The 15,457-nt window shown below is 44.6% G+C and carries 11 protein-coding genes; 5 read left to right on the top strand and 6 right to left on the bottom strand.

Features of this window, described 5'->3' with window-relative positions:
* Window positions 1-48 precede the first annotated feature (48 nt).
* The 3 genes from R8N28_RS06480 to R8N28_RS06470 all read right to left on the bottom strand — a co-directional run bounded on the left by R8N28_RS06480 (window position 49) and on the right by R8N28_RS06470 (window position 5,072).
* Window positions 49-1,722, bottom strand: a complete 1,674-nt coding sequence (locus tag R8N28_RS06480; RefSeq protein ID WP_065274402.1) for an alkaline phosphatase D family protein — start codon at window positions 1,720-1,722, stop codon at window positions 49-51.
* A gap of 329 nt (window positions 1,723-2,051) precedes the next feature.
* Complete coding sequence (locus R8N28_RS06475) at window positions 2,052-2,429, bottom strand: hypothetical protein (RefSeq protein ID WP_005388859.1); 378 nt, start codon at window positions 2,427-2,429, stop codon at window positions 2,052-2,054.
* Window positions 2,430-2,717: 288 nt separating this feature from the next.
* The gene (locus R8N28_RS06470; protein ID WP_065275067.1) at window positions 2,718-5,072 is read right to left on the bottom strand and encodes a helicase-related protein; all 2,355 of its coding nucleotides are present in this window, start codon (window positions 5,070-5,072) and stop codon (window positions 2,718-2,720) included.
* A 213-nt stretch (window positions 5,073-5,285) separates the two neighbouring features.
* Between R8N28_RS06470 and R8N28_RS06465 the strand changes: the two genes are divergently transcribed.
* From R8N28_RS06465 to R8N28_RS06455, 3 genes are all read left to right on the top strand, one after another.
* A complete protein-coding gene (locus R8N28_RS06465; RefSeq protein WP_005377977.1) occupies window positions 5,286-6,974 on the top strand; it encodes an NAD-dependent malic enzyme in 1,689 nt (562 codons plus the stop codon).
* A 154-nt stretch (window positions 6,975-7,128) separates the two neighbouring features.
* Window positions 7,129-7,863, top strand: coding sequence for a vancomycin high temperature exclusion protein (locus R8N28_RS06460; protein WP_005388862.1), 735 nt, complete (start codon window positions 7,129-7,131; stop codon window positions 7,861-7,863).
* 219 nt (window positions 7,864-8,082) lie between these two features.
* The gene (locus R8N28_RS06455) at window positions 8,083-9,453 is read left to right on the top strand and encodes an SLC13 family permease (protein WP_065274401.1); all 1,371 of its coding nucleotides are present in this window, start codon (window positions 8,083-8,085) and stop codon (window positions 9,451-9,453) included.
* A gap of 143 nt (window positions 9,454-9,596) precedes the next feature.
* On the opposite strand, the gene R8N28_RS06450 is transcribed toward R8N28_RS06455, so the two are convergent.
* Window positions 9,597-10,934 carry a GGDEF domain-containing protein gene (locus tag R8N28_RS06450; protein WP_065275066.1) on the bottom strand — a complete coding sequence of 446 codons (1,338 nt, stop codon included), beginning with the start codon at window positions 10,932-10,934 and terminating at the stop codon, window positions 9,597-9,599.
* A 336-nt stretch (window positions 10,935-11,270) separates the two neighbouring features.
* On the opposite strand from R8N28_RS06450, the gene R8N28_RS06445 reads away from it, so the two are divergent.
* Window positions 11,271-12,113, top strand: a complete 843-nt coding sequence (locus R8N28_RS06445) for a DUF2797 domain-containing protein (RefSeq protein WP_262635300.1) — start codon at window positions 11,271-11,273, stop codon at window positions 12,111-12,113.
* Window positions 12,114-12,203: 90 nt separating this feature from the next.
* On the opposite strand, the gene R8N28_RS06440 is transcribed toward R8N28_RS06445, so the two are convergent.
* A complete protein-coding gene (locus R8N28_RS06440) occupies window positions 12,204-13,439 on the bottom strand; it encodes a cysteine desulfurase-like protein (RefSeq protein WP_065274399.1) in 1,236 nt (411 codons plus the stop codon).
* Complete coding sequence (locus R8N28_RS06435) at window positions 13,423-14,079, bottom strand: 2OG-Fe dioxygenase family protein (protein ID WP_005377989.1); 657 nt, start codon at window positions 14,077-14,079, stop codon at window positions 13,423-13,425. Before R8N28_RS06435 ends, R8N28_RS06440 begins: the two co-directional genes overlap by 17 nt.
* 359 nt (window positions 14,080-14,438) lie before the next feature.
* Here R8N28_RS06435 and trxB point away from each other — a divergent pair, with 359 nt between their 5' ends.
* On the top strand, window positions 14,439-15,398 hold the full coding sequence (trxB, locus tag R8N28_RS06430; protein WP_005377991.1) for a thioredoxin-disulfide reductase: 960 nt from the start codon (window positions 14,439-14,441) through the stop codon (window positions 15,396-15,398).
* The last annotated feature ends 59 nt before the right edge of the window (window positions 15,399-15,457 follow it).

The following is a 15,457-nucleotide window of genomic DNA, read 5'->3' as shown; positions in this document are numbered from 1 at the left end:
ATAAAAAGTCCGCACTAGCTTGCGGACTTTTTTCGTATTAGGCTCAGTTTAGCCGATATTTAACGTAGTGCCATCTGTTGTAGAGGCTGACTTGGTCGTCACCTGATATGTTTTGTCTTTAATCGTTGATACGAAATACCAGGTCGACTCTGCCTTGCCGGGCGTAAAAGTAACGCGCATAAAGCCACGCTGTTTGATGTCTGCCCACTGTAATTCTGACACTAAGTGCGGCAGCGTGTATTCCATTTGAGCGATCGCGACAGGGTCTAACGCGAGGTAGGCCTCTAACCCAGGGGAACTCACAGAGCTAGTCGCAAACTCTACCCCGATAGGATGCTTAGATACGTCTTTAAGCTCACTTGCCCATGCGTTGTGCGTATCTCCGGCCAAGCAGACAAAGTTACCACTGCTGGCTTTGACCAGTTGATAAACTTTCTCTCGCTCAACGTAGTAGCCATCCCATGCATCTAGGTTATATGGCAAAGCAATGGTATCTAAACTTGGGTCAGAGAGATAACCCGTAATCGCAGAGTTTACCGCTAATAACGCCTCTGTTTTTTGTTCTTCAGTGGCAGTAAACAATTGAAACATCGCGGTCATAACCGAACTTGGCAACTCCATACGAGACATTAACACTTGTTGCCCTAGCACATTCCAAGTTGCGTCGTGCGTACTGAACGCATCCATCAGCCAAGCGAGTTGGTCACCGCCTAACAGCTCTCGGTCTTGACTGCGCGACTGGGCAACTAAACCGCCAATAGCTTCCATCGTTGGTGAGCTGAGCGAGAAATAATCCAACGGTTTATCACGCCCCACAAGTCGCGTGTCGAGCATCATCAAATTGACTAAACTTCCAAACGAAAACTGACGGTAAATCAGCATGTTTGAGAAAGTGTTTTCACGAACGGGCAACCATTCTGTCCACGCGGCAGCCGCAGCTGCACGACGATCATTAAAACTGCCTTCCTCTTCTTGATGGTTTTCCGCACCATTTTTCCAAGTATCATTTGCAAGCTCATGGTCATCCCAGACAGCAATCATTGGTAGGCTCGCATGTAACGCTTGCAGATCAGCATCTTGGCGATATTGCGCATACCGTTTTCGGTAATCATCTAAGGTAATGCATTCAGTGCCTTTGCTTGGCTCTCGCCCTAGTGCCTCAGCATCTTCATTAGCGTAGCCACCAGCACCATACTCATATATGTAATCACCGAGATGAAGCACCACATCAAACGGGTCTTGCTCATGTTGATTTAAAATCTCTCGGTACACATGGAAATAGCCAGCAGGATAGTTTGCACAAGAAACAACCGCCATGGATGCCTTTTCTACACCATCTTCTGGTAATGTTTGAGTTTGCCCGACTTCGCTAGTGACATCACCAACCATGAATCGATAGTAGTAACGAGAATTTGCGTTGAGATTTTGAACATCGACTTTTACCGTGAAATCTCGGCTCGTGTCTGTGGCAAAAGTGCCACTTTGCACGATATCAGTAAAATTTTCGTTAGATGAAACTTGCCAGCTTACATCTGCGTAGCTCGCTGAGGTTGTAACACGAGTCCAAATGATTACTTGTGTTTGAGTAGGATCTCCACTCGCCACTCCGTGCTCAAAGGTAACCGCAACAGATTCACTAGCATCGCTACCACAGCCCACCAGCCCGGTAACAATCGCCGTTGAAGAGGCAGCTTTCATAAAGTCTCGACGAGACAAAGACATATTGACTTCCTTTCTTATTGTGTTTGTTTTTATGCCCAAATGACGTGGTGACTCAATCATCCTTGTGTGCCAATAAGGGACGTTAATTCGAACTTACAGTACCAACCACTTAGTCGGTAATTTGTCCTAAAAACACAAAGTTAGAAGCTAGTTATGACAATTGCATTTCCAAACGTTACATTTTTGTTAATTTAAGTGCAAATACTCTATATTCATCACACTTCCAAGACCTGTGACAAAAACCTCAAAATAAAAAAGCGACCTACTTTGAGGTCGCTTTTCATTGCACTATTGTTAAGTGGTACATCGACGAAGTGGAAATGCTCAGCCTAAAACTTGATGTTAAGGACATCTTGTTCTGACGTGTCCACTTTCAACTGACTGCGAGATTCTATGTACTCGATTTGCTGAACATCGAGCGAATATGGCATAACGACTCGCAATTCATTGATCCCTTCATGTTTAGCTAACTGGGTTAAGCGGACCAAATTGGATTCATCACTTTTACGAGAAGACATCGATTTTAATGCGGCATCCCACAACCGATCTTCAGGCTTGCGCAATTCCGCAATGTTCTGTTTCCACATCAAACCGAAAATAGGCGCGATGGTGGCAAATGCCTCTAAAAAGGTCCATTTTTTACTACCTGTCGCTCCTAAAAAGCTAGTGTAGTCGAATTCAATGCACGTCTTTCCTTGTTGATCCATTCTATGCCCCCGACACTCGAAAATGAGATATACCAAATATCGTTCAACTGTTTTGATATAGCAATGGGATATAAAACATTCGTCTTTTATGCCCTAATTTACATACAAAAGGAAATATTAAAACCAGCTTTGTAACAACTGATGTACAGCTTCGCCATATATAAGCATTCAATTGATTAATATTTCAATTAAGAAACTAAAAACAACACGCAAGTAACGCTATCAATATGAAATCATTATAGATTCACCAAGAAAATATCAATTCTTGTCACAACGTCATCCGCCGACCTACTTTACATCAATCACTCGACTGGCCTTTTTATACTGTATCTTCCAACCAGCCCAACGTGGCAGCTCCCAACGCTTCGGGTCTCCCTTACGGTTTCCCTCTCGATAAACGACCTGTACTAGCTTGCGAGACGCGTAATACTCAACATCCAGTTGGAGTTCTGGCAGCGAAAGTTCTAAAGGGTACTGCTCCGTGAAATCGTCGTATTCCCATTCTGGAACACCGTTAAATGTTAAGTCTTCTGGTTCAAACAACGCCATATCATCGGTGTTTTCAACGCCTAATGTTTCCAACTGATCCTTTAACCAGCGAGAAAATGTCAAGGAGGCCAAGTCGTTAACCTCTTCTCCTTCGACATTAAGGCCCAATGCGTTGTAGAGTTTCCAGTGTTGGATTTGCTGTTTTCTTTGAGAAGCAAAACCTGGTAACAGTGTCTCGTCTTCTATCATTTCGACAATAGACTGAACAGCAACATCACCTTGTAACGCTTGGTGTTCAGTACAGATTGTTCGTCCGGCGTAGACAAAATGCATCGTTGCTCTTGGGGTCTCCTCTTCATAATTCGTCTCACCTTGTTGCCATACCCCTAGCTCAAGTTCGCGTAATAACGTCAGCGGGATAGGCATCATAACCGATGCGAGGTTTAGTGTTTGCTTAACGCCTCGTCCTGGCACGCTATGGCTATCTAGCACGATGGCCGCTTCTTCTTTATCAGGAAAGCGGCTGTTACGCCCAACCAGCATCTCGACTACGCCATTTCCTAGAGCATCTCTTCGACGAGCTCGTCGGACAAACACAAGCTCAGGGTGCAATGAGGCGATGGAGAAAAAGAGCGCTTCACGTTTATATCGAGAGGCAACGTCAAGTTCCGGTAATTCAAATACTTCTCGCATTTGTTTCGCTAAACCTTGCGCCTCTTCGAGTGCGCTGGCATCAATGACAATGCCCGGAAGTCGCTCCCCCCGAACCAAACGGATAAGCAAAGAGGCATCACACCCGTATGGCTCCTCTTGAGATAGAAGCTCAGCAACTTCACCACTTTGTCGCTGATAGAGCTGCGCAGGCACAGATAAGGCGGCAGCCAAATCAATCATTGCTTCCTTCTCTGGCTTCGCTTGAATTCTGGTAACGAGATCGGCAAACAGTGCATCAATGGGTAGTGGATATACTTTTCTCCCATGCTGCGTGACATTGCCATCCTCATCAATCGCTTCCATAGATAACAACGTCGAATGAGATGCCTCTAGCGACTTTGGGGGAATTGAGTCGAGAAAATCGAGTGTTGAGAGACGGTACCCACAACAAGCCGCTGCCAGCATGGGCTCGACGAGCTCTTCTCTGTGTAATTCTGGAGGTGTCACCAACTCTAAAGGCGCGTGCTCACCATATAGACGAATACAAGCCCCTTCGGTAACGCGACCTGCTCGCCCCATTCGCTGCGCGGCACTGGCCTTAGAAATGTTGGTTAATGTCAGTGCTGTACGTCCATTTCGTTGTACAGTTCTGCGCTCTAAACCACTATCGATTACCACACGGATATTAGGAATGGTCAGAGAGGTTTCCGCGACGTTGGTTGCCAATACGACTTTCCGTTGCTTTTGTACCGTCAGCGCACGATGTCGTTCTTCATCACTGACCGAGGCATGAAGTTTAACCACCATGACATCACTGCTGCTTTGTAGCATCTGCGCGCATTGGGCGATCTCTTTACGTCCTGGGAGAAAAACAAGAATATCGCCATCTTCATCTTCCAGTGCTTCTTTTACCGCTCCGACAACTTCCTGTTCACATCCCTTTTTGTTCGGTAAATAGCGGCTGTCTGTGGAACGATGTGTCACCGTGACTGGAAAGCAACGTCCTTCCGAACGCAGACGCTTAGCATCCAGGTAACGCGCTAGCTTTTCGCCTTCTAAGGTAGCGGAAGTGACGATCAATCGATGTTGATTTTCTTGCTTCAAAATGGCGGTTAATAGATCAATATCCCAGCGTCGCTCGTGAAATTCGTCCACTATCACGACATCAAAGTCTGCTAGCTTGTTTTCCGAAAACCAACGCAGTGCAACCCCCGGAGTCACAAATACAACTTCGGTTTTTTCATCAAAGTAGGCATGAAGCTTGATCGCGTAACCGACTTTGCGACCTATTGGCTCTCCAGATTGCTCCGCAAGAAATTCAGCCAGCGAGGTACAAGCAATTCGACGTGGTTCAATAACCAGAACGCGTCCGTGTTTTGCCGCCCACATGGGCAAGCGAGTAGATTTACCCGACCCGGTTTCGGCTTCCACCACAAGATGGTTAAGGCTTACATGATGGTCAAACTCAGCTTGCAGGCTGTCGATAGGTAGTTGAAACATAGAAATTGGATTTGATTTGATGATGCAAAACATTATACCCAAGTAAAAAAATCCTGCTTTAGGTATCTCTAAACAACCAATATTGCCGATATTTTCGTCGGTATCTGAATTTTTTTGCGACATTACATTGATGTGCATCAACGCATGTTTACAACTAAATAGTGAACCCGTTAAAATTTGGTGCGCATCCTTCAACCCTACATAAGGCACCCAATGAACAACGATAAACGCCCACTATATATTCCATATGCGGGTCCGGCTCTTTTAGCAACCCCTCTTTTGAACAAAGGCAGTGCATTCTCTGCTGAAGAACGTAGTTCATTCAACTTAGAAGGTCTGCTTCCAGAGTCGACCGAAACTATCCAAGAGCAGGTGGAACGTGCCTACCAGCAATACAAAAGTTTCGAAAGCGATATGGATAAACACATTTATCTGCGTAATATCCAAGACACCAACGAAACATTGTATTACCGCCTAGTGCAAAATCACATTTCTGAGATGATGCCAATCATCTACACGCCGACTGTTGGCGCAGCATGTGAAAACTTCTCTAACATTTACCGTCGTGGTCGCGGTCTGTTCATTTCATACCCGAACCGTGACCGTATTGACGACTTGCTGAACAACGCAGCAAACCACAACGTTAAAGTGATTGTTGTGACAGATGGCGAACGTATCCTTGGCTTGGGTGACCAAGGTATCGGCGGCATGGGTATTCCTATCGGTAAACTGTCACTATATACCGCGTGTGGTGGTATCAGCCCTGCTTACACGCTACCAATCGTGCTTGATGTGGGTACCAATAACCCGCAACGCTTAGCTGATCCGATGTACATGGGTTGGCGTCATCCTCGTATTACGGGTGCAGAATACGATGCATTTGTAGAAGAGTTTATCCAAGCGGTACAGCGCCGTTGGCCTGATGCTTTGATCCAATTCGAAGACTTTGCTCAGAAAAATGCGATGCCTCTTCTTGAGCGTTACAAAGACCGCGTGTGTTGCTTCAATGATGATATTCAGGGTACTGCTGCTGTTACTGTTGGCTCTCTACTTGCAGCTTGTAAAGCAGCAGGAACTCAGCTTTCTAAACAACGTATTACCTTCCTAGGCGCAGGGTCTGCTGGTTGTGGTATCGCAGAAGCGATCATCGCACAAATGGTATCGGAAGGAATTTCTGACGAGCAAGCTCGCTCACAAGTTTACATGGTTGACCGTTGGGGTCTGTTACAAGAAGGCATGCCTAACCTTCTTGATTTCCAACAACGCTTGGTGCAAAAGCATACCAATACGAAAGAGTGGGAAAATGAAGGAAATGGCTTCTCACTACTCGATGTTATGCGTAACGCCAAGCCAACGGTACTAATTGGTGTTTCTGGTGCTCCTGGCCTATTTAGCCAAGAAGTCATCGAAGAAATGCATAAACACTGTAAGCGTCCGATTGTCTTCCCACTGTCGAACCCAACAAGCCGCGTGGAAGCGACACCGAACGACATCATTCGTTGGACAAATGGTGAAGCACTGGTTGCAACAGGTAGCCCATTTGAGCCAGTGGTTCATGAAGGTCGCACTTACCCTATTGCACAATGTAACAACAGCTACATCTTCCCAGGCATTGGCCTTGGTGTACTTGCTGTCAATGCAAAACGTGTCACTGACGAGATGCTAATGGAATCAAGCCGCGCGCTCGCAACATGTTCTCCTCTAGCAATCAACGGTCGTGGGGCACTACTTCCACCACTGGAAGAGATCCACTTAGTATCGAAAAAAATCGCATTTGCCGTTGGTAAAAAGGCAATTGAACAAGGTGTCGCATTAGAAATTACTGATGAAGCATTGAACGTGGCGATTGAACAGTCGTTCTGGCAACCTGTTTATCGCCGCTACAAGCGCACTGCGTTCTAAGCTTGAGACAATTCGTTTAATAATTAGCCCCTACCATGTAGGGGCTTTTATTTTTTTATCATCCTAACCAGATTTTGGCATAAATGGGCTTCTCTCTTTTTGTTTCTATCAGATATGATGAGAACTACATTTTTAGTTAAGGATATAAAACGTTTTGTTGTTTTCTCGCATAAGATCAAAGTGGAAGCTGAAATTTTCCTGGAAGCGATTTGCTTTGATTTTGTCGATCTCTGCACTTAGTCTGCTTGTTTCTGTTATTGCCATCGACCGGTGGGTGGTTTTACAAGCCAAAGAGAGCATTTTCACTGAATACGAGCAAATCCCTCAACATGAGGTTGCCGTAGTTCTTGGTACCAGTAAATACATCGGAAAGATCCTCAACACTTACTACACTCATCGCATTAATGCGGCGATTGAGCTTTACAACCAAGGCAAAGTAAAACAGTTTTTATTGAGTGGTGATAACGCCCACCGTTCATACAACGAACCGTGGACAATGAAACGCGACTTACTTAAAGCAGGCGTGCCTGAAGAAGTGATTCACCTTGATTATGCTGGCTTTCGTACCTTAGATTCGATTGTACGAGCAAAAAAAATTTTTGCTTCGGAGCGATTTCTGATTGTGACTCAGCGCTTTCACTGTGAACGCGCACTGTTCATCGCTGATGCTTACAGCATTGATGCGCAGTGTCTCGCGGTAGCAGGGCCGACGGCCAACAAGCAAAAAACATCGATGCGTGTTCGAGAACTGCTAGCCCGTGTGAAAGCGTTTTTAGACCTGTATATTATCAATACGCAGCCTAAGTTCCTTGGCCCTCAAGAACCTATCGTTGCAGTAAAAGAGCCAAATAAAGCAGCTAACGAGCCTCTTCAAGTCCCCGTCGAATAGAGGAATAACGTGGCTCACAAGCCTAGTAACATTTCTATAAAACAAATGGGTAGTTTTCTACCCATTTCCAATTCTCAACATCACACTTTCTAATTTGCTCTACGATTCAGGCAAAACTCTTTTTCGCATTCAAAGTAACATTTCATCAATAAATAACTACAAGTCAGTTACTTTGCCATAAAAAAACCGACAAAAGGCAATGCAAAAGGAGCACTACCCATGACCGCACTCGCTGTGACATTGAAGAATTGGTTCTTCACTCGCAACAGCATGATTTTGAACGCGAATATCCTATTGTTCATTATCTTGTTTAATACCTTACCCTTTGAACCACAAGTAGTAACCGGCCTGAGCATCTTAGTTTTTGTTGCTATTTTGTGGCTAACCGAAGCGATTCACGTCAGCATTACTGCGCTGCTCATACCACTACTTGCGGTATTTTTGGGTGTGTTCAACACTCAAGCCGCACTGAATAACTTTTCCAACTCCATCATTTTTCTATTTTTGGGTGGTTTTGCACTAGCTGCGGCTCTACATAAACAAAAGTTAGATCAAGCTATTGCAGATAAAGTACTATTGCTGGCAAGAGGAAAAATGTCTGTCGCTGTATTCATGCTATTTGGTGTGAGTGCTGGCCTGTCAATGTGGATTTCAAACACCGCCACCGCCGCGATGATGTTACCGCTTGTGCTGGGTGTGATGGCAAAGCTAGACGCCAAGAAAAACCACAACACCTTTTTGTTTGTTCTACTCGGTATAGCTTACAGTGCTTCAATTGGTGGTATTGCAACACTGGTTGGTAGCCCACCAAACGCAATTGCAGCAGCTGAAGTTGGCCTTAGCTTCACTGAATGGATGAAGTTTGGTGTACCTATTTCCCTAGTATTAATGCCAATCGCTATCCTCGTATTGTACACGATGACTAAGCCTGACCTTAGCCACAAGTTTGACCTTGACCATCAACCAGTCGAATGGACAAACGGCAAAATGATTACGTTGGCGATTTTCTTACTGACCGTGACGTTGTGGATATTCAGTAAGCCTATTAACGCTATGCTGGGTGGCTTCGCGAAGTTCGATACTCTTGTAGCTATTGGCGCCATCCTTCTACTTGGTGCTTCTCGCGCCGTCGAGTGGAAAGATATTGAGAAAACAACCGACTGGGGTGTGTTAATCCTATTTGGTGGTGGTATCTGTCTGAGTAACGTCCTAAAAACAACCGGAACAAGCGTATTTTTGGCTCATAGCTTGTCAGGCTTCCTTGAGCAAGCCGGTATTCTCTTAACGATTCTTGCAGTGGTTGCTTTTGTTGTCTTCTTGACTGAGTTTGCGAGTAACACCGCCAGTGCTGCGCTACTTGTCCCTGTATTTGCGACCATTGCAGAAGCCTTGGGTATGTCTCCGGTTATTCTTTCTGCACTGATTGCCGTCGCTGCATCTTGTGCATTTATGTTACCAGTTGCAACACCTCCAAACGCGATTGTGTTCGGTACGGGTCATATCAAGCAAAAAGAAATGATGCGAATTGGTTTCGTATTAAACATTGCCTGTATTGCTGCACTAACGCTTTTCGCTTGGTTGTTCTGGTAAAAATAGCAAGTTCGATTAGCATTACACTGCTGCTCACGGTAATCGTATCGATAACCCAAACTTCCCCCCCTAAGTGGTGTTCAGCAGTTTCCCTCTTGGTGGCCAGTTGGCCACCTTTTTTCTTTCCTTTTAGTGAACGACTATCAGGCTTGCTTCTTTTCGCAAGCAAGTAAACCATAATGAGCTTCCACTCGGTTGCGACCATTGCGCTTCGCCTGATACAACACTTCGTCAGCTCTCGCCATGGTTTCTGAGACGCGTTCATTCTGCATTTGGGCAACGCCAATACTGCAAGTTAATGATTCACCGTGCACCCACAAATGATCCTCCACATTTTTGCGAATCATTTCTGCCTTCTCTAGCGCTTGTTCAATATTGGTATCAGGGCAAAATACGACAAACTCTTCGCCGCCCCAACGAACGAGTCGATCGTCTGAGTAAATAGAAGTCGCTACCACCATGACAAATTCGCGCAATATGTCATCCCCCATTTGGTGCCCAAATTTGTCGTTCACCTTTTTAAACTTATCCAAGTCCAAATAGAGAATACTGAAGGTGTTATGCCCCCAGCGAACCTGACGAGATTGTTGTTCCAGCCAGTGTTGCACAGCATATCGGTTCATCGCGCCCGTCAAAGCATCTCGATGCGCTAACTCTGCAAACTCATAGTTTTGAGCTCGCAAAGTATCATTCACCTTTTCCAAATGACGGTGACGCTTTTGCGCTTTTTCATAAGCCACTCTATTTTTTCGTAACTCATGCAGTGAAAAAGCCAGTCCAAGCGCCATCCAAGAGAGTAATAATGCATACAACAATGTTTCTTGCGCAAGGTAAGCGCCTTCAAACTCAATTCTATCAATCACAATTCTATGTTTACCAAGTGCCGCACCAGACCCAGTTGCAATATCAATACGTGTGATGTTTGAAAATTCAGGTGCAGAGTGCTCAATCGCGACTCCGTTATCCGCTAACCACCAGGTCATCACCTGAAGATTTTTAATCGGAATTTCGACAATATCGCTCGAACCCGACGGAGAAAACTGCATGCCATTATATTTAATGGTGTACTCGTCGTCCGGCTTGGAATACTCAGAATTATAATTGCGAAGATACAAACGTAGGTCGTGGCTAGGGTTAGCCCCTATTCCTGCCTCTTCATATCGCACCTTCAATCGAATCGTATGGTAGTTGGAAAGGTCAATACCCTGTGTTGGCGTTGCTGAATCGGTATAAACCGAGATTCCGCAGTAAGGCCAAGCATACGAGCTCTGCTTTAGTTCACAGCTAAGAACTAGGCTTTGCCGATCGTATGTGATATCAGCCTCACTCACACCTCCTTCACTGGCATCTTTAGTTGCATAGATATTGAAATGCTCAGGTGTAATGGTCAGCTTTCGCGTATCGCCAAGCACACTATAAAGGGCAACCAAACTGATAGTGCAAATAGAAAGAGCAAAGATAAAGTTATGGATCCACTTCATGAGCAAGTGACCTGCTGAGATTATATGCAATACGTGAGGTTCAATAATTTCAAAAAATGAAATCAAGGTGATTCATCAAGAAATAAAATCACTTTCTCATTCAATTCTTAGTTTCGACACATAGTAACGGATTTTGAACCGTTATCACGTTTTAAAATTTCTAAAAAGTGCAGCTCAACTTCTATTTGCGAAGCATTTCACAGCCATAATTTTTAGAAAATAAAACACGATGCATAATAATTTAGTGCAAGACATTTACTTTAAAGCTCCTGTCAACCCTGCATCTCTTCTCCACTTCAGTATATACTGTGCAAAAACACAATAATGAGTAATGTCATGTCATTAATTGCAACTGGCACGCTAAACAAAATGCGTGCTTCTCTGGACGGTGCCGTCAACTACCGTCTTCCTGTCGGTGAGGAAGAAATCGACTTAACTCCGTTTCTGGGTAAAACGCTCACACTGACTCACACTGGCAATATTTTTTGTTGCTCATGTGGAAAGAAAACGAAAAAGAGTTATTCGCAAGGCCACTGTTTTGTATGCATGAAAAAGCTAGCAAGCTGCGACATGTGTATCATGAAGCCAGAGACCTGCCACTACGATCAAGGGACTTGTCGCGAACCACAATGGGGTGAAGAGAATTGCATGGTGGATCACTTTGTCTACCTGTCCAACACATCCAGCTTAAAAGTTGGTATTACTCGTCATACTCAAATCCCGACTCGTTGGATTGACCAAGGCGCGACTCAGGGCTTGCCAATTTTTAAAGTAAAAACTCGCCATATCTCCGGTTTAATTGAAGTTGAACTGGCGAAACATATCGCAGACAAGACCAATTGGCGCACACTGCTTAAAGGTGACGGTGAACCTATGGCATTGCAGGACCGTTTTGCTGAGCTATTGCCTTTAGTCGAAGAGAAAATTGCCGAGATAAAACAGCAATTCGGCGAAGATGCCATTGAAGTATTAAACGAAAGCATTACCGACCTTAGCTACCCGGTACAACAGCACCCAACGAAGATCACTTCGCATAACTTCGATAAAAACCCGGTTGTTACTGGCACTTTGCAAGGCATTAAAGGTCAATACCTCATCTTTGATACTGGCGTTATTAATGTAAGAAAATTCACTTCCTATGAAGTTGAAGTTGAAGTTGAAGTTGAAGTTAGTGAGTAATCGCTTGTAAAACGCGTTGATTCAAATAAAAACGAAAAAAGCTCGAGTTTGACTCGAGCTTTTGTTTTTCTATTAGGAAGAAATCGTTAGTTATGCGTCAAGGATGCTTTCTAGCACATCGAATAACATATCGACTTCTTCTATTGTGTTGTAATGCATACAACCAATTCGCACTACACCACCCGATTCTTCTAAACCAAGTTGACGAACTAAGCCCAACGCATAAAAGTGACCATTCCATACACAAATGTTATGTTCACCCAGTGTTTTCGCGATGAATTCTGGAGAATATCGGTCAAACGTTAGCGCAAAAGTTGGCGTGCGGAGTTGGCTATCTTCCTTTGCGATACCGAATAGATTGACACCATCTAATGCATTCAAACGCTGTAAGAAACGCTCACTCAAGCGCTGCTCATGTTGTTCATACAGTTGGTAGCTTTGCTCCAACCGTTGGCGAAGAGGTAAACCGACTTCACCAAATTGAGCCAGATACTCAACCGCAGAAACGACACCAGCAAGACCTTCAAAACTTTGCGTTCCTGTTTCAAATCGACCTGGACCTATATTAGTGGCAGGCTCGACTTTGTAAGGGCGAATACTGTGGAGCCACTGATCGGCTATGTAAGCAATACCAACGTGCGGTCCGAAAAACTTGTAAGCTGAGCAAGCTAAAAAGTCACAACCTAACGCTTGAACATCAACCAAATGATGAGGCGCATAATGGACGGCATCCACATAAACTTGTGCCCCAACATTGTGCGCCATGCTGACTACTTGCTGTACATCCACAATAGAGCCCGTCGTGTTCGATGCATAAGTCACAGCGACAAGGCGCGTTTTATCAGAAAGAAGGCGGCTTAAATGCTCCATATCCAGCGTACAATCTTCTTCGTTGATACGAACTTGATGAACCGTAACGCCTTTATCTTCTGCCGCTTGCTGCCAGCTGGATACATTTGAATAGTGATCCAAAGCGGAAACAATGATCTCATCTCCTACTTGCCAATCTCGACTAATCGCGCGACTAAGCTGAAAGGTTAGTGAGGTCATATTGGCACCGAAGACAATATTGCCAGATGAAGGGGCATTAAGTAGAGCCTGAGCCGACTCACGCGCATTTTGCATTACGTCAACGGTCACTTGGCTAGAAAAATAATGCCCGCCTAAGTTAGCGTTGAAACGACCTAAATACCCTACCATGCTGTCTAGTACTAATTGAGGCACTTGTGAGCCACCTGGACCATCAAAAAACGTCACGGGCTTGTCGTTGTGGTATTGAGCCAACGCCGGAAATTGCTCTCTGATCTGATTAAGATTGAAGTTCATTACGCTTATCCGTAGCCGTGAGTACAAATACATCCATATGGCCCGCTTCGTCATCAATAACAGAGCGGATTGGGCACGCGTTATGCCACAGCTTGCTATCAGCCAAGATTGCGACCTCTCCGGTTTCTAGCACTTTACGGAAAAATGGGGCTTGGTTATGGCTGCTGTACAGCATGATGTCGCCACCGATGATGTTATGGCGTCCCACACCAACCATTGCAATGTGATCAAAACCGTCTTGGTGCACACCTTCAGGTGCTACTTGGGTTTCTTCTTCCAGTGCCCTGATACGGATTTGGTGAATTTCTATTTCTTGACCGTTTGGCAGATGATTCGCATTGACAAACAATTCACACATTTCTCGAAATCCATCGCTGGTAAGAATATCCTTCTCAATTGGCTCGAATTGTCTTACAACATCACCTTGAAATCGGTTGATATCAGAGGATTGAACAAAGCTATTTTTATTTAAGTCGATGACTTTGCCGTTATCAAAACCAACCACAGAATAACGTCGTAGTCGATACTGACCATCTGCATGTTCGGTACGAGGCAGTTCTTCAAACGATGGGGAAAGCTGCTCAATTGCTGCCATGCTGAGCTGTGTTAAATGTAGAGTATTCTCACGTGAATGTAACATCATTTGCTCCTTTAATGAGGCACATTAATTAACATTTAATTTACACACTAGGTTACGCAAATATTCTGCAATTACCAGCTTTTAACGTTGATAGCTTCAACAAAACGACGAAAACAACATAACAAACCAAATCAAACCACAAAAACAGAGCCATGTTTCAGTTTTACGCTTTGACAATATTTGAAACTAGACTTCTCTACTACGAATAGAATTTTATGCTAGAAGTCAACGTTCTCTATCAATATTTAGTGGGTTCTAATCTATAACCAATTATTCGATCACAATCGTTGTTTATGCTTTTAAAGCACTAAGAATTTCCATACAATCGAGGGAAATGTTACGCCCTTTTTGGAGCCATAATGAGCGACGTAAAACACTGTAAATTATTAATTCTTGGTTCTGGTCCTGCAGGATACACAGCTGCCGTCTACGCAGCGCGTGCAAACTTAAACCCTGTGCTTGTGACGGGAATGCAACAAGGTGGTCAGCTAACCACCACAACTGAAGTTGAAAACTGGCCAGGCGATGCTGAGGGACTGACAGGTCCAGCATTGATGGATCGCATGAAAGAACACGCCGAGCGTTTTGAAACTGAAATCGTATTTGATCACATCAATGAAGTAGAGCTATCACAACGCCCATTTCGTTTAAAAGGCGACTCAGGTGAGTACACTTGTGATGCCTTAATCATATCTACCGGCGCATCAGCAAAATACCTTGGCCTTGAGTCTGAAGAAGCATTTAAAGGTCGCGGCGTTTCTGCTTGTGCAACCTGTGACGGTTTCTTCTACCGTAATCAGAAAGTTGCAGTTGTGGGCGGTGGTAACACGGCTGTTGAAGAAGCGCTATACCTATCTAACATTGCGTCAGAAGTTCACCTGATCCACCGCCGCGATTCATTCCGCGCAGAGAAGATCCTTGTGAAACGTCTGATGGATAAAGTTGAAAGCGGTAATATCGTTCTTCATACCGATCGCACTCTCGATGAAGTACTGGGCGACGATATGGGCGTAACGGGCGTCCGCATTAAAGACGTGAACAGCGGTGCGACAGAAGATATCGATGTAATGGGTGCATTCATCGCAATTGGCCACCAGCCAAACACACAAATCTTTGAAGGCCAAGTAGACATGAAAGATGGCTACATCATCGTTCAATCAGGTCTTGAAGGCAACGCAACACAAACTAGTATCGAAGGTGTATTTGCAGCTGGCGACGTAATGGACCACAACTACCGTCAAGCGATCACCTCTGCAGGTACAGGTTGTATGGCTGCATTAGATGCTGAACGTTTCTTAGACTCACTTGGTGACAAATAACTTTTCACATTTGTGTCATATCCTTAAAGCCCAGCGGTATTCCCGCTGGGTTTTCTTTT

The organism is Vibrio sp. Vb1554, assembly GCF_033344235.1.
Note: the sequence above shows the minus strand (reverse complement) of the source record. Positions and strands in the feature narration are given on the sequence as shown.

Coding starts and splice junctions, on each gene's coding strand:
- R8N28_RS06480 (WP_065274402.1), bottom strand. CDS start 1,722: ATGTCTTTGTCTCGTCGAGACTTTATGAAAGCTGCCTCTTCAACGGCG.
- R8N28_RS06475 (WP_005388859.1), bottom strand. CDS start 2,429: ATGGATCAACAAGGAAAGACGTGCATTGAATTCGACTACACTAGCTTT.
- R8N28_RS06470 (WP_065275067.1), bottom strand. CDS start 5,072: ATGTTTCAACTACCTATCGACAGCCTGCAAGCTGAGTTTGACCATCAT.
- R8N28_RS06465 (WP_005377977.1), top strand. CDS start 5,286: ATGAACAACGATAAACGCCCACTATATATTCCATATGCGGGTCCGGCT.
- R8N28_RS06455 (WP_065274401.1), top strand. CDS start 8,083: ATGACCGCACTCGCTGTGACATTGAAGAATTGGTTCTTCACTCGCAAC.
- R8N28_RS06450 (WP_065275066.1), bottom strand. CDS start 10,934: ATGAAGTGGATCCATAACTTTATCTTTGCTCTTTCTATTTGCACTATC.
- R8N28_RS06445 (WP_262635300.1), top strand. CDS start 11,271: ATGTCATTAATTGCAACTGGCACGCTAAACAAAATGCGTGCTTCTCTG.
- R8N28_RS06440 (WP_065274399.1), bottom strand. CDS start 13,439: ATGAACTTCAATCTTAATCAGATCAGAGAGCAATTTCCGGCGTTGGCT.
- R8N28_RS06435 (WP_005377989.1), bottom strand. CDS start 14,079: ATGTTACATTCACGTGAGAATACTCTACATTTAACACAGCTCAGCATG.
- trxB (WP_005377991.1), top strand. CDS start 14,439: ATGAGCGACGTAAAACACTGTAAATTATTAATTCTTGGTTCTGGTCCT.